General features: G+C 42.5%; 28 protein-coding genes and 1 tRNA gene. 12 read left to right on the forward strand and 17 right to left on the reverse strand.

The window, feature by feature from the left end; genetic code table 11:
• Positions 1-45 precede the first annotated feature (45 nt).
• The gene (locus tag H1230_RS09460; RefSeq protein WP_239715230.1) at positions 46-453 is read left to right on the forward strand and encodes a DUF6855 family protein; all 408 of its coding nucleotides are present in this window, start codon (positions 46-48) and stop codon (positions 451-453) included.
• A gap of 54 nt (positions 454-507) precedes the next feature.
• On the opposite strand, the gene bcbE is transcribed toward H1230_RS09460, so the two are convergent.
• Positions 508-1707, reverse strand: a complete 1200-nt coding sequence (gene bcbE / locus H1230_RS09465) for a bacillibactin exporter BcbE (RefSeq protein WP_239715231.1) — start codon at positions 1705-1707, stop codon at positions 508-510.
• Positions 1708-1976: 269 nt separating this feature from the next.
• Between bcbE and H1230_RS09470 the strand changes: the two genes are divergently transcribed.
• Positions 1977-2294, forward strand: a complete 318-nt coding sequence (locus H1230_RS09470; RefSeq protein ID WP_239715232.1) for a hypothetical protein — start codon at positions 1977-1979, stop codon at positions 2292-2294.
• Positions 2295-2371: 77 nt separating this feature from the next.
• Here the strand turns inward: H1230_RS09470 and H1230_RS09475 are convergent, their stop codons facing one another.
• The 3 genes from H1230_RS09475 to H1230_RS09485 all read right to left on the reverse strand — a co-directional run bounded on the left by H1230_RS09475 (position 2372) and on the right by H1230_RS09485 (position 3502).
• Positions 2372-2545 (reverse strand): hypothetical protein, encoded by a 174-nt coding sequence (locus tag H1230_RS09475; RefSeq protein WP_239715233.1) that lies wholly within the window; start codon positions 2543-2545, stop codon positions 2372-2374.
• Between the two features lie 36 nt (positions 2546-2581).
• Complete coding sequence (locus tag H1230_RS09480) at positions 2582-3151, reverse strand: ImmA/IrrE family metallo-endopeptidase (RefSeq protein WP_239715234.1); 570 nt, start codon at positions 3149-3151, stop codon at positions 2582-2584.
• Positions 3152-3325: 174 nt separating this feature from the next.
• Complete coding sequence (locus H1230_RS09485; protein WP_239715235.1) at positions 3326-3502, reverse strand: YjfB family protein; 177 nt, start codon at positions 3500-3502, stop codon at positions 3326-3328.
• A gap of 123 nt (positions 3503-3625) precedes the next feature.
• Between H1230_RS09485 and H1230_RS09490 the strand changes: the two genes are divergently transcribed.
• Positions 3626-3781 carry a hypothetical protein gene (locus H1230_RS09490; RefSeq protein WP_239715236.1) on the forward strand — a complete coding sequence of 52 codons (156 nt, stop codon included), beginning with the start codon at positions 3626-3628 and terminating at the stop codon, positions 3779-3781.
• Between the two features lie 287 nt (positions 3782-4068).
• Here H1230_RS09490 and H1230_RS09495 read toward each other — a convergent pair whose 3' ends face one another.
• Together H1230_RS09495 and H1230_RS09500 are read right to left on the reverse strand one after the other, a co-directional pair.
• Complete coding sequence (locus H1230_RS09495; RefSeq protein WP_239715237.1) at positions 4069-5190, reverse strand: putative periplasmic lipoprotein; 1122 nt, start codon at positions 5188-5190, stop codon at positions 4069-4071.
• Between the two features lie 33 nt (positions 5191-5223).
• Positions 5224-5640 carry a NucA/NucB deoxyribonuclease domain-containing protein gene (locus H1230_RS09500; protein WP_239717226.1) on the reverse strand — a complete coding sequence of 139 codons (417 nt, stop codon included), beginning with the start codon at positions 5638-5640 and terminating at the stop codon, positions 5224-5226.
• A 139-nt stretch (positions 5641-5779) separates the two neighbouring features.
• On the opposite strand from H1230_RS09500, the gene H1230_RS09505 reads away from it, so the two are divergent.
• A complete protein-coding gene (locus H1230_RS09505; RefSeq protein ID WP_239715238.1) occupies positions 5780-6196 on the forward strand; it encodes a cytidine deaminase in 417 nt (138 codons plus the stop codon).
• Positions 6197-6485: 289 nt separating this feature from the next.
• Here H1230_RS09505 and H1230_RS09510 read toward each other — a convergent pair whose 3' ends face one another.
• Positions 6486-6974: a PH domain-containing protein gene (locus H1230_RS09510; RefSeq protein WP_239715239.1), complete on the reverse strand. Its 489-nt coding sequence runs from the start codon at positions 6972-6974 to the stop codon at positions 6486-6488.
• Positions 6975-7198: 224 nt separating this feature from the next.
• Here H1230_RS09510 and H1230_RS09515 point away from each other — a divergent pair, with 224 nt between their 5' ends.
• A complete protein-coding gene (locus H1230_RS09515; RefSeq protein ID WP_239715240.1) occupies positions 7199-7747 on the forward strand; it encodes a hypothetical protein in 549 nt (182 codons plus the stop codon).
• A gap of 77 nt (positions 7748-7824) precedes the next feature.
• Here the strand turns inward: H1230_RS09515 and H1230_RS09520 are convergent, their stop codons facing one another.
• Positions 7825-8055: a hypothetical protein gene (locus H1230_RS09520; RefSeq protein WP_239715241.1), complete on the reverse strand. Its 231-nt coding sequence runs from the start codon at positions 8053-8055 to the stop codon at positions 7825-7827.
• Positions 8056-8230: 175 nt separating this feature from the next.
• Here H1230_RS09520 and H1230_RS09525 point away from each other — a divergent pair, with 175 nt between their 5' ends.
• Entirely contained in the window at positions 8231-8566 is a 336-nt protein-coding gene (locus H1230_RS09525) for a YolD-like family protein (protein WP_239715242.1), read from the forward strand.
• Positions 8567-8612: 46 nt separating this feature from the next.
• Here H1230_RS09525 and H1230_RS09530 read toward each other — a convergent pair whose 3' ends face one another.
• Together H1230_RS09530 and H1230_RS09535 are read right to left on the reverse strand one after the other, a co-directional pair.
• Entirely contained in the window at positions 8613-8777 is a 165-nt protein-coding gene (locus H1230_RS09530; protein WP_239715243.1) for a hypothetical protein, read from the reverse strand.
• 51 nt (positions 8778-8828) lie between these two features.
• Positions 8829-9893, reverse strand: a complete 1065-nt coding sequence (locus tag H1230_RS09535) for an LLM class flavin-dependent oxidoreductase (protein ID WP_239715244.1) — start codon at positions 9891-9893, stop codon at positions 8829-8831.
• A gap of 102 nt (positions 9894-9995) precedes the next feature.
• Here H1230_RS09535 and H1230_RS09540 point away from each other — a divergent pair, with 102 nt between their 5' ends.
• The 4 genes from H1230_RS09540 to H1230_RS09555 all read left to right on the forward strand — a co-directional run bounded on the left by H1230_RS09540 (position 9996) and on the right by H1230_RS09555 (position 12406).
• Positions 9996-10844: a pirin family protein gene (locus H1230_RS09540; RefSeq protein WP_481857128.1), complete on the forward strand. Its 849-nt coding sequence runs from the start codon at positions 9996-9998 to the stop codon at positions 10842-10844.
• A gap of 134 nt (positions 10845-10978) precedes the next feature.
• On the forward strand, positions 10979-11665 hold the full coding sequence (locus H1230_RS09545; RefSeq protein WP_239715245.1) for a M15 family metallopeptidase: 687 nt from the start codon (positions 10979-10981) through the stop codon (positions 11663-11665).
• Between the two features lie 66 nt (positions 11666-11731).
• Positions 11732-12136 carry a WGxxGxxG family protein gene (locus H1230_RS09550; protein ID WP_239715246.1) on the forward strand — a complete coding sequence of 135 codons (405 nt, stop codon included), beginning with the start codon at positions 11732-11734 and terminating at the stop codon, positions 12134-12136.
• A 184-nt stretch (positions 12137-12320) separates the two neighbouring features.
• Positions 12321-12406, forward strand: a tRNA-Leu gene (locus tag H1230_RS09555).
• Positions 12407-12757: 351 nt separating this feature from the next.
• On the opposite strand, the gene H1230_RS09560 is transcribed toward H1230_RS09555, so the two are convergent.
• Entirely contained in the window at positions 12758-13927 is a 1170-nt protein-coding gene (locus H1230_RS09560; protein WP_239715247.1) for a tyrosine-type recombinase/integrase, read from the reverse strand.
• Positions 13928-14008: 81 nt separating this feature from the next.
• The gene (locus H1230_RS09565) at positions 14009-14209 is read right to left on the reverse strand and encodes a helix-turn-helix domain-containing protein (RefSeq protein WP_239717230.1); all 201 of its coding nucleotides are present in this window, start codon (positions 14207-14209) and stop codon (positions 14009-14011) included.
• Positions 14210-14558: 349 nt separating this feature from the next.
• On the opposite strand from H1230_RS09565, the gene H1230_RS09570 reads away from it, so the two are divergent.
• Together H1230_RS09570 and H1230_RS09575 are read left to right on the forward strand one after the other, a co-directional pair.
• A complete protein-coding gene (locus H1230_RS09570; RefSeq protein ID WP_239715248.1) occupies positions 14559-15626 on the forward strand; it encodes a hypothetical protein in 1068 nt (355 codons plus the stop codon).
• 514 nt (positions 15627-16140) lie between these two features.
• Positions 16141-17229, forward strand: a complete 1089-nt coding sequence (locus tag H1230_RS09575; RefSeq protein ID WP_239715249.1) for a hypothetical protein — start codon at positions 16141-16143, stop codon at positions 17227-17229.
• Between the two features lie 32 nt (positions 17230-17261).
• On the opposite strand, the gene H1230_RS31385 is transcribed toward H1230_RS09575, so the two are convergent.
• The 5 genes from H1230_RS31385 to radC form a co-directional block, all read right to left on the reverse strand.
• Positions 17262-17384 (reverse strand): hypothetical protein, encoded by a 123-nt coding sequence (locus tag H1230_RS31385; RefSeq protein ID WP_275591179.1) that lies wholly within the window; start codon positions 17382-17384, stop codon positions 17262-17264.
• Between the two features lie 29 nt (positions 17385-17413).
• Positions 17414-17593 (reverse strand): hypothetical protein, encoded by a 180-nt coding sequence (locus H1230_RS09580; protein WP_239715250.1) that lies wholly within the window; start codon positions 17591-17593, stop codon positions 17414-17416.
• Between the two features lie 86 nt (positions 17594-17679).
• A complete protein-coding gene (locus H1230_RS09585) occupies positions 17680-18486 on the reverse strand; it encodes a stalk domain-containing protein (RefSeq protein ID WP_239715251.1) in 807 nt (268 codons plus the stop codon).
• A gap of 70 nt (positions 18487-18556) precedes the next feature.
• Positions 18557-18907 (reverse strand): helix-turn-helix domain-containing protein, encoded by a 351-nt coding sequence (locus H1230_RS09590; protein WP_239715252.1) that lies wholly within the window; start codon positions 18905-18907, stop codon positions 18557-18559.
• Positions 18908-19082: 175 nt separating this feature from the next.
• Positions 19083-19691: a RadC family protein gene (gene radC, locus H1230_RS09595; protein ID WP_239715253.1), complete on the reverse strand. Its 609-nt coding sequence runs from the start codon at positions 19689-19691 to the stop codon at positions 19083-19085.
• Positions 19692-19836 lie beyond the last annotated feature (145 nt).

Here is a 19836-nt window from a genome sequence, read left to right on the forward strand (position 1 = left end):
TATGAAATGCTATAATACAAGAATAGAAGCTAAAGGAGGGATAGTATGCCGATAACGGAAGGAACCAAAGAGTATCCTTGGAAATTAACAACCCCTCCTCAAACATCAGATTATCAAATGTATAAGGAAGAAAAAGATGGAATAGCAATTTTGGTATGCACCGTAGGCAAAACTGTTCTGCATTATGATTATCGTTGTGTGGATGACTTAGCTGCTATGCTCAAAAAGCATGATGACTGGATAGAACTTGGAAGTGCGGATGAGCAGAAACCTGTAAAAGAAGGAACGATTGAAGCTTGGGGGCGTTCACCTGAAAATCCAATCGGTGGTTGGTACGGTTTGAAAAAAGGTTTGCGTGGCAGATTTGGCATGTATGTACCTCCTTTGTTGGAGATCTTAGGGCTTGCAGAAGTTGAACATAACCCAAGGAATAATCGGATGAGAGCAAAATAACAGCACTACAAATAGAGGGGGAAGGTGGCTTCTCCCCCATAAATAAAGTCTATATCAACGATCTGGTGTCACAGCGAATAAGGTTAGTAAGCCACCGACTAAACCAACAGCAGCCATAGTGCCGAATAATACCCAATGTCCTCTAACCATTAGTAGCGAGACTACTGGAGGGCCCAAGGCTACCCCGATAAACCTCATACTGCTGTATAAGGAAGTAATTGTGCCGCGGTTCTCTTTTTCAATTCCCTCAGTAATCAGTGCGTCCATGCAAGGCAATGCAGCCCCAATTCCAATCCCACTTAAACATAAGAATCCTATCATGGAATAAATTCCTTTATTAAAGCCGGTAATTATCATCGCACCAGTTAGCAAGACCATCCCACCAAAGCCTAGCCACTTCATGAGTGTTTTGTTTTCTCCTATAATCTTACCTCCTCCATATGAGGCTAGGCAGAGCAGGGCCAGCGGAATGGCCAGGACAAAGCCCTTTGAAGCACCATGGAGGTTGTATTGGGATTCAAGTGTCTCTGATAAGTAGAATAATACTCCAAAGGTAACAAACATACAGATGCCGCCGATTGCGAAAATAGCATACAGCCAGCGTCCTTTTTCGTGCAAAATATTTTTTATATCTGATAAGAACTCACGCAGGTTTTTAGGTTGGGCCTGTTCATCTTTTTTAGGCTTTTTCACCAAAAAAAGAACCAATAGGAATGAAATCAGACAAAGAATGGGAATAGCTATAAAAGGAGCATACCATAGCAAAGTGCCGAGATAAGCGCCTAAAATCGGACTTAACACTTTACCAAAGGTATTGGAGGTCTCAATAATACCCAAGCCTTTACTAACCTCTTCTTCCTCTTTAAACAAGTCGCCTACAAAGGGCAAAACGATTGGGAATGCGCCAGCTGCTCCGATCCCCTGTAAGAAGCGTCCGGCCAAGATAACCCAATAAGCGCTTTCTCCAACCATAAACCAGGCAGCAGCAATGCAGACTGACCCACCGGCAGCAGCAAGGATAAGGCTGGGTAAGATGACTATCTTTCGACCGAAACGATCAGATAAGTAGCCCGCGATTGGAATCATTAGAATGGCTATGAGGCCGTAAACTGTAATGATCATACTGACTTGAAAAGCAGTAATGCCGAGCGCTCGTGAGATTTGCGGCAGAATCGGCAGCAGCATTGAATTCCCTAACGTCATGATTAACGGAATGGAAGCAAGTGCAATCAGAGCTCCTTTGTTATTCTTCATGGACGACCACCTTTATTCACAATACTTTTAGTGTGGTTTGTTCCTTATTATTTATTCAATTTGAAGCTACGCAGAGATCTTGAGACTCAATGGGTTTGTCTGGCCTATGTATAAGCATTTTCTATTACTCGCATTACAAGGTATAATATAAGCTTAACGCGTAATTTTATGGGTTGCAGGCGTGTGCCGGCTTATGCTGGCTCTGTGTATAAATAATGAGTTTGATTCTGCGAGTTGCTGAAATGAAGTCAAAGGAAGGAGGTGCTATTTTGACAGATTGGAAAAAGGATATTTCAAGCGTATTTATTAACAATGAAGCAAGAAGAGTGGAGATCAATAATCCTCTAAACGATCTATTAAATGAGTTGAAGAGTGAAGAGGGGATCCACAAGGCTTCGTTTGAGCTTGTTAATGAGTTCCCGTTAATTTGGAATGTTCAGATTAATGGAAAAGAAGCTCAGATTGTTGAAGCTGATGTTGCTCTTGCTCAACGCCTCTATGATGAACCTTATGATAAGACATTCTCAGATCCGAAAAGAGATGTTACAGAAGTGTTGAAAGAGATTTTAGTCTTGAAATTTAAATAACAATAAGACAAGACGAGCACCTTTTAAGGTGCTTTTTTTGTATAAATATAAGAAATATATGTATTTCAGGAAGCGGATTACAGCTCCAACTCATCGTCCTTGGGTTCTTGCAGCAGAATAGAGAAGGTTTGGGTCTCGTGATCTACTTCAATCGCTTCAATGCCAACAAAATCCGGTATTTCGGGGTGCACTGCATCTACATTGTAATCTGGATGGGTCAACAATAACTGAATGACTTTAATGGCTTCCATGTCGCTCCCCCTCACGAGTAAATTCCATCAATAGTATCATCCCCGCATTTCATAACGAATATGTTGTGAATTAATTTCTTCATTGGTTGAATGCTCCTCGTTCCTTCCCATGACGGCCAGAAGCTGTCCCTGAAACACTCGTCTTTGAATTTGATCAATGCGCTGGATAGCCAGCTCTGTGGGAACCTGAAACTCCGCTGCAAGGAAGCTAACCGCTTCTTCACGGAGCTCAGGCAATGCCATGCGGGAGATCATGGAGTATGGCATTGCCGCATAGAGAATAAAGCGTTCAGACTCATCTTGCTGCGACTGTGTAAAGTGCTCTGTCATTAACGTATGGCTGCCGGCATGGCGTAGCAGGTGGCACAGCTCATGGAGAAATTCCAGTCGCTGCAGACTGGCAGGGAGGCGATTATCGATAAACATACTGTACATTCCGGCAGAAGCTTCGATCCCCTTACTTCGCACATCCAAGAAATGGACCCAAACATTCAGCCGTTCTGAAATATACTCAATCGATATTTGTGAAGGTTTATGAATGCTTAACCGCTTATACAAATCCTCCGTCCAGTTCTCCAGTACAGTCATTTGATAGTATGATTTCATGCTATTCACCTCGTAATAAGATCATATGTTCGGTATTATGGCCAAAAGAAAAGCCCAAAGGGCTGTATGAATATTCTAGAAGACGGAGGAGCAGCCTCTTCAGCTGCATCTCTCCAATCTACTTGCTGTGACACGGGTGGGAACTAGTGTTCTTGTATTACAAGCATAAAGGATTTAAACACTAATATCAAGCACTTTTCCCAGACTAGGGTCAATACTTTTTCCAATCAATTTGACCATGTCTTGACCTTGTGTTTCAGCTTGACCCTTGGCTAGATCGAATACCCGTACACTGACCGATTGAGCCAAGGATGCTTGGCTCATGGCAATAGATAGTGCAGCAATGTCCATCTCAACACCTCCCTTGATCTATATCGACATTGAGCGGGTATTTCTTTGCCAATTTGCCCAAACGGTATATCCGCCTTTGACATATTCTGTGCTGTATTCAATATTAAAGAGGAGGAATTAATCATGGGTGTAGAATATGGTTGCGGTTGTGGAAATAACGTTGGTGGAGTTGGTGTAGGTCCAGCTCCATGTCCAGTAGTAAGCCCTTGGACCTCCACGGGAGCTATTCTGGTCCTGTTCATCTTGCTAGTTATTATCACAAAAGCCTGTTTATTCTAAACAAGCCGCATCACATTGTCAGCCTCGTCCGGGCGTTATACCGGATGGGGCTATTTCTTTTTTTTCGATAGGTAGGTCCAATCTGACATTTGATTTTGCCTGTCGTTTCATCTGTTTCAATGAGGTACAATTCCTTTACCGTTCCTAACAATTCGAACCATTCTTTTAAAGCTTCAGCTTCAGACATGGGTCCATAGAGTCTTTTTCCCCGATAACAGATGTACGGAATAAATGTTCGCGTATGATGGTAGCAAATATTCTAATTTCAAGTCGTAAGAAAATCTATCTCAGAATATAGAAGTAATCATTCCTGTGGAACGGTCGATTTCAAGCCAGTCAGTAGTCGCAGTATGTTCATCTTCCTCATCGTTACGGACATTCTCATAGCTATGGATGGTGACCTTCTTGTCATCCCAGTGATCCACTTCAGTAATAAAGACGGAGCCAATGTTATTCTCATCCCGTTTGTTGTTGCTGACAGAGGTGGCATTCTTAATCCCTGTAACGACGTAAAAGGCTTCAGCCTTGGTAAGGTTGATTTGATCAGGATCAAAGCCTACTAGGCTATCGAATTTCTCCATTTTAAGCTCGGTGAAGCGGTCGGCCTGCTGTTTGTGCAGCAACTCATTAATAAGCTCGGGGCTAGCTTGTAGTGTCACTAATTTTTCACTTAATTCATTGGAGTTCCATCCAGCAAATTTACCTAGCAGTTCAAATCTTTGATCTACTGTATTGAAGAGAACAAGATTCTCTAAGAATAGATCGTCAGCTGCAAAACTGCTTCTGGTTTGAACGAGCAGTATCTGCTCAGTGTCACTCAAAATGTAGGTTAATACATCTGTGAAATAGCCTCTATAATCCTCTTGGAGCTGTAACATATCATATAATCGCTTTAAAAATGGCACATTAGTGGGACCTGAATTTTTTAAATAAAAGGTTCCTTTAGGCTCAGCGTTATATCCCCCAAAGACATCCTCCGGGTAATCAATGTTGAGCGAACGCTCGTCGAAGGTTAGGCGGACTGCCTGATATTCCGGATTAGTGAAAACATACTTAGTTCCATTAAAGCTGAAATCTGAATCAATTCCGCCTGTATTATGTCCGAAGCCATGTACAACAGATACTTCTAGATGATAGAGGCCGCTACTTATCTGCGTTACCGTTGCAGTGCCGTTGTTCATGGGATTAGACCAAGGGGTAATAAACTCACCTGTGACGACTGAAATTACCTCCGATTCTTTGGATGCGGTGATTACCCCGGCAGAGGCAGTTATTAATGGGTTATTTGTTACCGTTGCGGTTTCCGTTGGACTAACTGGGAAACCCGGAGTTAGCTGCGGCGAAGCTAGATGGCTGGAACAGCCAGCTAACAGCATAAGTATTACGGAGAATAGAATTACTTTTCTCATAAAACCTTCCTCCTTGTGCTTCATTTGATGAGCTTATCTGAACATCAATTCAACACGGGTGCCATCAGCAAAATTCTCTAACTGATTGCCTACCCAACTGCCTGCCCCGCGGTTATCGCTTGGCTTTATGTATGCAATGTCGGCGCCTTCGCCGCCTTCTTGACACATGGCCATCGGCCATTCGTCGCGATCATAGCCTTTTTTGGTGGGCACATTCTTCAAGGATTGGCTCCGGTTCTCTTCAGCCTGCTCGCGGTCTATGGTACATATGGCAGATTCCCCACTGGAAATAGCATCTTGTATATGCTTCGCTGTCTCCGGATACCGCTCCGATGGAAAGACCAACTGGATGATGTCCTTATCGGATGAGGTTGCAGGTGAAGTAGATTGTCCGTCCTCCCCAAACCAGTAAGTACCCAAGGCGAGTAGTGCGACGATGATAAGACTCATGATGAATTTCCGTGCTTTTCTTTTCTGTGCTTTCACTCTCTGCTCCTCCTTTTTTTTTGCTTAAATTAGTATAGCGTATATCTAAATTCTGTGCGATTTAATATACTTTTTTAGAGAATGAAGGAGGATGAAATTTGATATGCATACTTTAATTACCATTGAGGATCAGACGCTTATTGCATCTGCGCAAGAGATTATTACCAAACGTTACGAATGGGAAAGACACCACGTAGGCGCGGCGCTTCGCACGAAGACGGGGGAGATATTTACGGCGGTTCATGTGGAGGCCAGTTTAGGGCGGGTAACCATCTGTGCAGAAGCCATGGTGATTGGCAAAGCTATATCCGAAGGCTATAAGGAGTTCGATACTATTGTTGCAGTGAGACACCCGGACCCGGATAGCATTGAAAGGGAAATTAAGGTCGTTTCTCCTTGCGGCATGTGCAGAGAGTTGATTGTTGATTATGGTCAGGACTGTAAGGTTATTGTATCCGAGGCTGGTGATTTGCTAAAAGTTGAAATCGCTGAATTGCTGCCCTTGCGATATACAAGGTAAATAGTTGGCTACCGCCTATGTATTTACTATACATAAGGAATTATGCGCTCATTAGATTTCTTGTCCTTTCGCTGCGTCCAGCCACTAAGCATGACTCCGGCTAATCCGGAATTGGTCGTTCCGGCTGTACTTATGTGGGAAAGCTCCAGTCAAGCCAAGGGAGTTATTCCAGCCGGGGCGTTCTACCTTCCTTGAAGGGTTTTGAGGGTTATGGGGAAAATCAAACAAACAGCAAGTCTCCGGATGATGGGAAGCTTGCTGTTTGTTATTTGTTGATTGCTATGTGTGGTTAAATCTGTTCACGGTAGCTGATGTTATTGGCGATCTTCTCGTCGCGAACCGCTTTGCGCAGAACGTCCTTAACCGTCTGGGCATCACGAATTTTTCTGAAAAGAAGCTGAGGCGATGAGGTATCGTCAGAGAATACCGTCAAGGTTCCGATGCCGAGCATGCGCTGCATAATAGATTGAGCAACGGATAAATCGCGTACCCGCAGCAGTTCAATTTCTTCGACATTTTTGCCGATAAGTCCGGTCTTTACCATGATTCTCTGGCTGGTTATCTTGTAGCTAGTTGTATTCAGACCTATGATTCCTTTAAGTCGGTCGGAGATGCCGGCCGGTTTACCCTCCCAGAGTACAATTTCATGACTGGACCCTTCTGTAGCTCTTGAGCGGGGGGCTGCTGCTGGAGCATTCTCTACGGTGCTTGCTCCGCATTCTCCACAAAATTTAACGCCCTGCTTGAATTCTGCTCCACAGGCTGTGCAATAAGGCATGGGGTATCTTCCTCTCCTGATTACATATGAGATTATTATAATATAACGGGGATTTGCAGTCACCAATGAATACGCTATTAAATCTTATGATTCACTAAAAACATCAGTGTCTGTAAATGAATACGCTTTATGTCGAAAATCTGTTTCAGAGCTCCTCATTTTACATAAATTTCATTTGCACTTTACAAAAAGCCACATTATCCTATTAAGTGGGGGGATAGAAGATGAAAAGAGCCTTTTTGATAGGATTGATAATAGTGTTTGCTGTGCTTAGCGCCTGCAGCAGTAATGAACCAGCTACAACGGCGCCTGCTTCAGAGGCAGAAGTGCAGGAATCCGTACTGAATTACTACAATGAAATGTCTAAGATCGAACAACTAGGAAAGTCTTCCTTAGAGGAGTTCAATACGGCGCTCACTTCTTATTCGACTGGGGATGTGACGGACAAGCAGTTGGAGAAGGCGATCGACGAATTCCAGAGTACCTCAGCTGATATCTCAGATCAGGCGGAGGAAGTAAAGATTCCAACCAGCTTGCCTGTGAAGATCCGGGATTTGCTTCAGGAGTCCCTAATCGCTTTTAATAGTGCGTATTCTCTAAAAAAAGAAGCTTCCGAGGGTGCTGATTCCGACAACGTATCTGCTGAGGAATTCAACGACTTAAATCAGAAAGCTGATTTAGCGATGCTTTATGGAATATCGAAGCTTAACGAAGCGCGGGAAGCTGCAGGACTCATGAAGTCTGAGGACGAAACAAAGAAGGTTCAGAAATAGAAGATTAGCTATTTGGAATCTCAAGTAGATAAAAAGAAGGCGCTGCACAGTGAATCTGCCAGCGCTTTTTTGTGTTGTCATTTGGTATGTAGCAGACGGTTCTTCAATCTTCCTAACCGGGTCTGTTTCATGTCTTTTCCCTTGTTCTGCAACAGATAGACTAGTAGAGATATAATAATCAGACCAATAAATAGCCCAGCTGTGGCCCCTTTAGTAAAGTTTGAAAGTGTGCTGCTGCGCAGGACGCTCGGGAATACAGTAAGGAATAATACCGGAATGATGAAGAGTAACGCAAGCTTTTTTTGCAAGGGAAAGCTCCTCTCGAATCTAGATATATATTATTATACATCTTTTTATAAACGAAGAAATATGTGGTTTGTCATTTTTTCACTGTTGATTAATTCGTGCTATAGTGGATATAATACAAACATACGTTCGCATACTATAGACTGGAAGTAATATTAATGGAAAGAAGGAACGAGCATGGGCAAGAAGCTGGAGGGAAATGGACTGTGGGAGGGCAGCCGAATGATGCTGCCGGAGCACAAAATCCGGATTATAAGTGATGAACGGGAAACGCTGCGCCGTGTCCAACCGATTCTGGATGAGCAGAAGCAGGAAGAAATTGAGTGTACGCTCGCCTTATCACTGCGTAGTCATGTTCGGGTGACGGTGGTTCTGTTCGATCCTTTTGAGAATAAGCTGATGAGCGGGTTTGTAACTTCCATCCACACCCACTCGCGCGAGTTTAAGCTGCAGTGGGCGGAGGAATGGAAGTGGATTGAAGTAGATAATGTTGTTGAGGCTTACATCGTCTAGTGAAGATGGAAAGGTACTGAAATGAGATTTTTAGCGGAGGACTGCTCTATTCCTTAGAGTGGGTGGCTCCGCTTTTTTCATAAGCAATTAGCGTTACAGTAGGGTTGCCTGTCAGCTGTGCCAGAGCAACCTCGGCATTTCGAATGACTTCAACCGCAGCCTCTTGTTCGCCAAGGGCAGCGAATTTGTAATCATTATTGAGAGTTTCCATCGTCTTTGTCCCACCTTTCAGGGTCATTGTGCCCTTGTATGTGGAATTCATTCAGGCGTTCTGAGCAAGCTCCTTGCGCACGATAGGAGCGACCTTGGTGCCGAGTAGTTCAATGGCACGCAGGACTTCACGGTGCGGCATCGTGCCGACATTTACATGCAGGAAGAAGCGGGTAACCCCTAGATTTTTACGCAATAAAATAATCTTCTCCGCGACATATTCGGCATCGCCGACGTAAAGGGCTCCCCGCAGGCTGCGTGCGGCATCATATGCTGCGCGGTCGTAACGTTGCCCCCAACCCCGCTCGCGTCCGATGACGTTCATTTGAGCCGCTGTTGAAGGGTAGAATAGGCCGGCAGCCTGCTCGGTTGTTTCTCCGACAAAACCGTGCGAATGCGTAGCAATCTGCAGCTTGGCCGGATCATGACCAGCCCGCACAGCGGCTTCTTTATAAAGGGCGACTAAAGGTGCAAAATTCTCAGGCATTCCGCCAATGATGGCAAAAGCGATCGGAAGGCCCAGCGTTCCAGCCCGCACCGCCGACTCTGGATTTCCACCGCTTGCAATCCACACCGGTAATGGACTCTGAACAGAGCGCGGATAGACACCCAGGTTATGGATTGCTGGACGATGACCGCCGCGCCAAGTCACCTTTTCTGAGGCTCTAATGGCCAGTAGCAGTTCTAGATTCTCTTCGAACAATTCGTCATAATCATCCAGACTGTATCCAAACAGCGGGAAGGATTCTGTGAACGAACCGCGGCCCGCCATAATTTCGGCCCGGCCGTTCGAAATGCCGTCAATGGTGGAGAACTGTTGATACACACGAACCGGATCGTCTGAAGACAGCACGGTAACAGCACTAGTGAGTCTTATATGTGTGGTCATGGCAGCGGCTGCTGCTAATACTATAGCGGGTGCGCTTCCAGCGTAATCAGCCCGATGGTGCTCCCCAATGCCGTAGACATCCAGGCCCACTTGGTCGGCCAATACAATCTCCTCAACGGCCTCACGCAAGCGCTCGGCATGGCTCATGACCACTCCTGTAACCGGGTCCGGTGTAGCTTCCAAAAAAGTACTGATTCCTATTTCCATATTGTTTGTCAAATCGGTCATTGTATTTCCCTCCATTTATGTTACTATATAAAATATAGTATATATTAATAATATAGTTATAGTATAAGCGGTGAAATCCAATTTTGTCAAAGGAGAATCTACATGGGCCATTTAAAGACAGCGACTAAACGTAGTATTAGCGAAGTAAGAGATATCACTCTGAAAAGAATGAGTCCGATCCATGCAGCGGGTCCAGTCATTGAACCTGGGAATTGGGCGAAGAACGATCCTTTCCTACTGATGATGGAGGATGAATTCCAAAAGGGTTCCTTTGACATCCATCCCCACCGGGGAATGGAGACCGTTACGTATGTGATCGCAGGGCAGATTGAACATTATGATACGCATAGCGGTGAAGGTGGAGTGCTCGGACCCGGGGATGTGCAATGGATGACGGCAGGAAGCGGGGTTGAGCATAATGAAGTGCCTTCAGAGGGAATTACCGCACGATCCCTTCAATTATGGGTGAACCTGCCTAGAGAGCACAAAATGACCCAGCCGCGCTATCAAAATCTAAAAAGTGAAGCTATGCCCATTCGGCAAGAAAAGGGAGCGACGATTAAGGTTTTTTCCGGCTCGTCCAAGGATACCGTCTCCTCCACCCTAAATTATGTGCCCGTAACGATGGTTGAAATGCTTATAGAACCAGGCTTTACGGTCACGCAGGATTTGCCTGGCAGCTACAATGGTTTCATCTATGTGCTCGAAGGCAGTGGGACATTTGGGCACAATAACATGACAGCTTCGCAAAGCCAAGTCTTGTGGTTAGGAGAAGGCGGTAGTGGAACAGGCGAGATTGACATTACTGCTATCAACCCGCTGCGGCTATTGCTGTATGCTGGTGAACCTATTAAAGAACCGGTAGTCGCCAGAGGCCCGTTCGTGATGAATACGGAAAGAGAGATTACGGAGGCTTTTAGCGAATATCGCCAGGGAACCTTTTTGAAATAAATATAGATGAATTAAGGAGCTGTGTTCTTAAAAAAGAGCATGGCTCTTTAATGTGTGAAATAGCTGAAAATATGGGGTTATGCGTACAAGCAGAGCGAAATTACGGAGCATCTACTGTACCAAGGGGTGATAATATGCTGACATTGGAGCAGGTCTGGGGCAAATCGACGGCGAATCTTCGTTCAATCCATCCGGTCTTGCTGGCCGGGACGAATGTTTTGATAGAGCGGTGCTATGCCAAGGGTATACCCATTGTCATTACCCAAGGGATGCGGACGTTTGCCGAACAAAATGTGTTGTACGCACAAGGAAGAAGTAAACCGGGAAACATCATCACCAATGCACGGGGAGGCAGCAGCTATCATAATTACGGTCTTGCGGTCGATTTCGCGCTGCTGCTGCCGGACGGAAATGCGGTCTCCTGGGACATGAAACGGGATGGAGACCAAGATAAGATGGCGGACTGGCAGGAAGTTGTGGCCGAGGCCAAACTGCTGGGGTTTGAATGGGGCGGTGACTGGACCTCTTTTCAAGACTATTCTCATCTGCAGATGACCTTTGGACTTACGACCGACCAGCTCCGGGCAGGCAAACAACCTACAGCACAGCAGGTGAAAGAGGCCTTAAGCCGGATTAATGGAGGTGACGACGAGGTGGATAAAGACATTAAAATAACCATAGCTCTCAATGGCCTCAAGCTTACGGAAGGTGTTCTCGATAACGACACTACCTATGCCCCGTTGCGTGTTCTGGCGGAAGCGCTTGGCGCCAAGGTTACTTATGATGCGGGAAGTAAGACCGTGAATATTGCGACGAAATAGGGTGTATAGATACTGTTACATTTGGGGAAATTATCAGCGATTAACAACAAAGGGGGGCATTACATCTTGAAGAAGCTGATAACAAGCCTTGTCTGTTGCACAGTATTATCGATGAGCCTGATGGGAGCCGGTTACGCATCCAATGCATCCGGGACGGCAGGTATGGGCGATGGTAGAATGAACAATATGGGGAACGATACCCGTATGATGAATCAAGAAGGCAATATAATGAATGGTACGACAGGCACGAACAGAAATGACACCATCATGAACGACAAGGTGCGTACTGGCAATAATAATAGCACAGTGTCACCGCTGTCCAACGATAGGACAACTGGCAGATATCGTGCCACAAGCACAACTACAACGGGTACCACTACCAACCGCAGCTCTAACTGGGGCTGGCTTGGATTGGTTGGGTTGCTAGGTCTAGCTGGAATGAGAAGCAGAACTAGAGAAGACAATAAATAATTCAGCTCTGCAAAGATCCGTATCGGCCCTGGCTGGAACGGGTCTTTCTGTGTTTATTTCAGCGTCATGCCAGTTTTATTTCGGGAAAAAATAAACTTTTGGATAAAAGAGGATTGCACCTTTTCGAGATACGTGATATTATATTTCTTGTCGCGTTAACAACGCGTCATCGCCTTCATTATTTGCCGGGGTGGCGGAACAGGCAGACGCACAGGACTTAAAATCCTGCGGTACGTGAGTACCGTACGGGTTCGACCCCCGTCCTCGGCACTACAAGAATAAGGGTTTCAGCTCATTTGAGCTGGAACCCTTGTTTGTTTTTAAGCGGGTTTGCTAACATTTTGCTAACGCCGCTTCTTTTTCGTGTAGATTCGAGGTTTCCGATACGCTCAGAGTTGTGATTGTAATGACTTCACGTTGAGCATTTCTTATTCAGGTTCTATGATCGAGAATTCTGTCACGTTCCATTCTCAGTCGCAGGATTTCTGCTTTAATGACTTCTTTGCGGCAAAATAAAGTATTCTTGTTGCTTTACTCCAAGCAAGCTTTACGTGGAGAATACAATTTCCAACAGTGTGAAATTGGCTCCTCCATAATCCAAAACTCGCCAAACGGTGTACTTCATTGAGCGGCTTCCTTTGCTTTTTTGGAAAATAGATCATTAATCTTTTGTGCCGTATCTTTTTTAGTCTGCATGTCGATGTGCGTATAGGTGTTCGCTGTAATGCTTAGTGATGAGTGCCCCAGCCATACCTGAATTTCTTTTAGACTTACGCCATGTTTAATCAAATAGCTGGCTGTCGAGTGCCTAAGATCATGGAATCTGATATGCGGCAATTCGTTCTTTGCGAGTATGTCTTTGAATTTATGATTCAAGTATTCTGTCTTTATGGGACTGCCATCAGGCAAGCAGCATACAAGACCGCTATCGACGTAATCTTTGCCATACAGTAGCTTGTTTTTCTTTCGTTGTTTCTTTAGTTGCAATAAGTAATCCGCGATATCATCCATCAAAGGCAGAATGCGCTGACTGCTTTCACTTTTAGGTTTTTTTACGACGACCTCTTTGCCGTACTTCACGCGAACCTCTTTAATTGAGATTGTCTTTTCTTCGAAATTGATGCAATCCCACTTCAATCCAAGCACTTCAGAACGTCGAAGTCCATAATGAGCTGCGAGATATACTGCCGATTCAATCAGTGTACCCAAACATACTTCAAATAACTTTTCGAGCTGTTCGACAGTGTAGTAACTGGCATTGAACTTCTCCTGCTTTGGAAGTACGATTCGATCTGCGGGATTAAACGGAATCAAGTTCATTCGCACGGCAAAATTTAATGCGCTCCTGATATTGGCGTGGTGTCTTCGTAATGTTTTAGCAGACAAGCCTTTTTTACCTGTCGTTTGATCGTCTTGATACTTTGTCTCGTAGTATTTTTGCAGATGTATAGGTTGTAACTCTTGTAGCAATATATCGTTTTTACTCTTGAAGTAGGGGATGATATGCTTCGTTACAATCATTTCATAACCTTCCCAAGTAGTTTCCTCGACCTCACTTTTAATAACGTTATTAAGCCAATCCAGTATAAAGTCAGTAAATTTGAGTTTTCGCTGTGGCTGAACGAAGCTGTTGTTATCCATCTTCGTAAGAGTTTCTCGCAGGAATTTCTCTGCATCTGATTTCTTATCGCATTTGGTATTAATCCACTTTTGCTTCCGGTTCCCGGACTCGTCTTTTGTTTCAACAATGATGTACCAGTATTGATTGCGTTTACGTAAGCTGCCTTTCATGTGCTTCGACCTCCCAATGGTTTTTTGGAAAATAAAAAAGACAGGAGCGTAATTGCCCCTGTCTGCGAAACTGCTATTTGATTACATGTATTTAGATAGGTCCATTCTTGCATTGCTTAAAATATATTCTTTTACACTTAGTATGGGAATTCTGTACGTATGTCCAATTTTTATAGACTTGATCTCGCCAGATTTCAGTAGCCTATAGGCAGAGTTTCTACCAATTAATAATATATCTAAAAGCTCATCAACTGTAATAACTTCTGGATAATCTTGCAGCATCAATGCTAATCACCTCCTGTTCGTTAATAATATATATTTGTCAGTATCGACAGTACGGTTTTGAAATCGTTATTCCGTACCTTATATTATCTGTTCATGCCTTTCGTTGTTGTTCTTCACCTTTCTCGGTTATTTTTTGTATGTCGTGGACTTCAAAAACATATCAAGTTATAGTGAAAATGCGGATTCCCAAAAATCCCAAGTGTCCCGGAATTCCCAAAAAGATTTGTGCATCTGCTATTGCTGTAAAATGTATACGATAATATGCTTACAGACGTAAATCTGATTCTATTATCTTAATGTAAGAGGATATATTCTTTTTTACTAACGACGACAAAAGGGTGACATTATGGTTAATGACGTAGGTATTCATTGCTCTGAAAAGTACGTGCATTATATAAATCGAAAAAGGAATCCCAGAGAATTTGAATGGATAGGAGATACTATAGCTGAGATGAATGCTATCTTCTCCGAAATGTGCGAGGATTTTCTTGTGAAAGACGACAAGATGATGAAAGTGGCGCGAAAAAGAATTAATCAAGCAAAGGGCGAAACAGAGAATACCGAGGAAACAAATTCGGATGAAAAGAGAGAAGGAAAGCAAACAGAACAAGGTGCATTCATTTGCAATTTCCTTGTTATCCCGACAAACCGACTTCGTGTATATGATTTGCAGAAGAAAAAGATCACGGAGGTAGGGCTTAATATTAAGGTGTACACTCGAATCAGCAAAAGGACATACAAATGTGTCGAGCTTGACTTGCTTAATGAAACGATGGCAAATTCAAAGTGGATTGATCCCAATTACCTTGATTATGATTTCTATCTTTATAAAGAGAACCTTTATCCTTATTTATTACGGTCTATTAGACTTGCTACCCGATTGCTGGAAGACGATGATGCAAAAGTCATATTCAATGATGAGATTGGATGGGTAGATGGTTTTTGGCGAGGAGACGTATCTGGCAACTTACGCTATTTGAAAAATGATTTAATACATATATTGAAAGAATCAGAAGAAAAGAAAATAGAGATTGATCCCATAAAATTTAATGCAATTGTCTTTTTAAAGGCCGTTCAAGGAGTTATTGATAAATCTAAATTTCTGGAAATGGGTAGCAACTTGAAGCTTCAAGAAGATTTTATCGGATGGGAAAATGAAACCATATGGGCAATAAAATACAGTTTGATTAAGTCTCAGGCAGAAATTGAATTGAAGAGAACGGGAAGGAATTTCAAGATAGACCCCAAGTTATACGCTTTCTTGTTCAGACAAGGAATACTGTCAATTGAGGGGGATGTTGAAGAAGTATTTCGACCTGATATTAAATTCGGAAATGGAAATAAAAGAGCTTTCGTTCTTGATAAGGCACGGGTTCATGAGTTTTTAGTTGAGAACCAAGATATTTTAAAATGAAAATAAAGTACATGAGCGCATTGTCTGCTCATGTACTTTTTTATTGAAATGCAAACTTCACTTTGACACTCGCATCAGTGACTCTGGAGAAGTTGGAACGAAGTTCGATTACATTAAGAAAAATACTTCAACGCGGAGACGAACTTGTAACTCGAATTCTACTAGAGTAACGGTGCAATGGATCGATATATTTAAAACACTAGAAGACAAAGAGAGGAAGTCGAAGAAGCCATATAAGGATTACAGTGTAACGAAGGAGATTATGAGGTTTGAAGTTCAGTGAAAGGACGGTAATGAGGGCCAAGATATGTTGTCCGTAGATCGCTGTCAACAGCGGCTATTACTGCTAAACGATAAAATGAAGACAGCTATAGCATATACGTATATATTATCTTTTCTTTTATGACTATTATTATTCATGCTTACGTTAACGAATTTAGACTACTTAGAGTGTTGAGTAAAAAATGAAAATGCGCATAACAAAGTTCTAATCGAAATAATTGGAGGCTTTGTTATGTATCATACAGTTCATATGTTTTATAAATTCGACTTTCACTATTATTCAGCAATGTATGAAGTGTTAAGTGAACTTTCTAAAACGAAAAAGTGCAGATATTTTGAGGAACCGAAGGGCAGTCACCAATTTCACCTCCTTGGGGATCAAGGAATAAAAATAATCCTTAAACGCTCAACAGTTGTTGATGAAATCACCTACAGTGCAATTGAGATCATTATGAACCCTATGCGGTTATTAGATGGAAATGACTATCTACAATTAGCTGATTCAGCACATTTTGATCAAATCCGAACTTCGTTTAAAAGGGCACTCAATGATATTAGAAAGAAATTTCGGAGTAAGAAACGTAACAAAAACTTGATTTTTAGATTTGATCTGTTAGATATCTATAGTTTTAAAAGAGTAGATTTTGCAATAAATATAAGCACCGAGCATGTAGCCTTATATATGAAACTTATCAAAAGAGCCAATATTCCCGATGGTTTCCAACTCTACACAATATACAATAGTATTAGCAAACGTTCAGAACCACCTAGGGATAGTTTTTATATATTTAGAAAACGATTTACGAAAGGCAAAGGTGCGTCTTTGGAGTTAACCGTTAATTGCTATAATAAAGGAATTCAGATGCTGGAGAATGGGCTTCCTTACCATGAACGAGCAATGACTACAATAAGATTTGAAATTCAGTGCGGATATAATAAGATCTACCGCATCATCAGAAGTAAAAACCTCAATAAGCAAGGATATTCACAATTTCTGCGTGAAGATATATCTGCCGAAGTACTGCACACTTACTTTAAAAAAACTGTTGGTTATGGTGATTACTATACAATTTCGAAAGCAAAAGAACTTATTATGAATACAAGATTGAAACTCGAAACCAGGAATAATCTGATTGAAACTATAGAACTTGTAAATGACAAGAGAGGAATTTGGAAAGCAAGAGAAACTGTAGATGATAAGAAAAGATTTGATGAACATATCAAAAGGCTTCACGATATAGGGATCAATCCAGTAACAATTCCTATAGCAGAAAGAATAGATTATTTGCCTTGTCTCTTTGACATTACCAATCAAATTTGAAGGGAAGACTCTAATTGAGTCTTCCCTATTTTCTATTCTTCTTTATACTTGTAGTACAAATCCTGTGTAGTTTCGACTACATCAAATTTGTTTTCAATTGTTTGGCTTACTGCATCTACAGCAGACTCTACTACACGTCCCCAAAAATTACTCATCGTATTATTCCTCCAAAAATTGGTTTTGATTAATGTTTCCAAGCTTTAAGGCCACTGAGTGTTCCATATCCAACACCGAATAAATAACCAACGGCTGTTCCTGCGCCGGGGAATATTGCTGTGCCAAGTGCTGCTCCTACACCTCCTCCAAATAATGCACCCGCTGTGGTCAGCGCTGACTTCCCAGCAGTTTCAATTACTTTCTCCATGATTCTCACCTCCCCTCAAGATAGAAAAGAGAAGCGAATATTCGCTCCTCTTTTCTATACTTCATGTTAAGTTTTAGCTTCTAGACTTAAGATTCTACAGTCAATGTACTGGCATTTACCCAACTACTCGATAGATATTTGACTCCAGAGAGCATTGCCCAATAGTCAGTGTCTTCATCACTAATATAAAGATCGTTCTTGCTGTCCCAATAAACAAGAATTCTCCCTCCATCCACTTTCCGAACCTCACCGTAGAAGAAACCATTTGATATACGGTCACCTACGCTAATCTGGACTCCATTCTGATCAATTGGTTTACTGTTAGGAGTAGTGTCAGGCGTACTGTTGTTGTTGCTATTAGAATCAGACATAGAAATGAAATAATTACTGTAATCATTTGGGTAAGCGTCAAATTCGCCACGATATAAAGCAATGATCTGGTTCTTGCTGTCCCAAATAAGTGTGATTCCGAGGTTGTCACTTACAAAACGCAAAGGAACAAGTGTGCGTCCCTCACTTGAAGTAATTGGAGTAGAGTCCAAGGTCTTCGAAACTCCGTTCACATAGGCATTGGTTTTATTTAAGTAAAGAACAACATTGTTATTACCTAATGTCAGCGAGACTTTTTTGTCTTTTGCCGACCAGCTTGACGATCCACCAAATTCTTTAATGACACTAGCGATAGGAATCATAACTCGGTTATTTCTGATTTCAGGAGTTGCGTACAATTGTGGATCAAGAAGTGTAGAGGTGGTGGCTTCATCTACAAACATTCCGGTGTTATTGACTTTTAAAATAACCTTCTTTGGAGTTATGACTGATTCTGCTGAAGCAGCGTTTCCATTAGCCATAATTATAGCAGCGGCGGTTATAGCAATGACCCATTTTCGCATTCATTTATCATCCTTTGTTCTGAAGTATATGAACTTTGATAAGCTATGTAGCTGCTGGGTATGCTTGAAATCATTCTTCGAAGTGTCGATATGACTTCAGAACGTTCATTGTCACCAAATCTGTGTGCTCAAGTAGAACTTCCAGCAGGCATTGCTTGATTCTGGCGGGGGTAAGAATTTGTATGGATTGGTTACTTACTCCTTTCCTCGGATTTGAGTATAAAAGTAAATCAAGTAAGGTTACTTCGAGAGCTACAGCTATTTTCTCCAAAGTTTTTATCGTTGGATTCTTCTCTCCACGTTCAATCTGGCCGATGTAAGAGGTATTTACTCCTGCATTCAGTGCCAGTTGTTCCTGGCTCTGTCCTTTACCAGTTCGCAGAATTCGGATGCTTTCTCCGATAAATTCAATGTTGTTCAATTCCCCTCACCCCTAACAAAACGATAGAATTTTTTGGAAGGTTGCTCAACAGGATATAGTGAGGATTTAAGTGGTTATAACCACGAATTAATACAGGGTGTGGTAATTCAGATGCCAGAGGGATTTATTGAGAGCTTTTTTAGGGGGAACACATAATATCGAGGTGAAAACAGGGTTACAACAGGCCATGCTCCTTCAAACTGTAGAAACGATTGCCACCAATAATTATATGATCAAGGACTTCTATTCCTATGATTTCTCCAGCGGCTATGAGTCGTTTTGTCAGATTCACGTCCTCAATTGACGGCTCCGGGTCACCGCTCGGGTGGTTGTGTGCGCAAATGAGAGAGGCGCTACAGCGTCTGATCGCTGCATGGAATACTTCCCTGGGATGGACGATAGCAGCGTTTAGAGAGCCAATAGAGATGACTTCCTTAAAGATTAAGCGGTTCTTAGTATTGAGGAAAAGACAGATAAAGTGTTCTTTCTGCTCGTAACGCAAGTCTGATTCGAGTAAGTTGAAAACGTCTTTGGGACTACGGATGACAGGTTCATCCTGAGCAGGTAAAGCCAACACCTTCGCAAGCTTTAACATAGCAGTAATTTGCCGGGCTTTTCCTTTGCCGATTCCCTTTATAGATACTAACTGTTGCTCTGAAACATCCATTAGTTCCGTAGCCGTAGGAAAGCGCTCGAAAAGCTCTTGAATTGTATAGCTATCATTGCTTTCTCTTAAAGATTCAGATACTAAATGTCTCAAATCATTCTCCTTAGTCTGTTGCATGATGTTTTCCTCCCTAGTAATTTCTGATTATCGTATATATAATATAGATTTCAAATTTTCAAATTTGCGATATATTTACATAAATCCCTTAAATAGAACGCGTGTTTGGAAGGAGATGGAAGATTATTGACGAATTATGTATTTT

Source organism: Paenibacillus sp. 19GGS1-52 (genome assembly GCF_022369515.1).
Lineage (GTDB): Bacteria > Bacillota > Bacilli > Paenibacillales > Paenibacillaceae > Paenibacillus_AQ.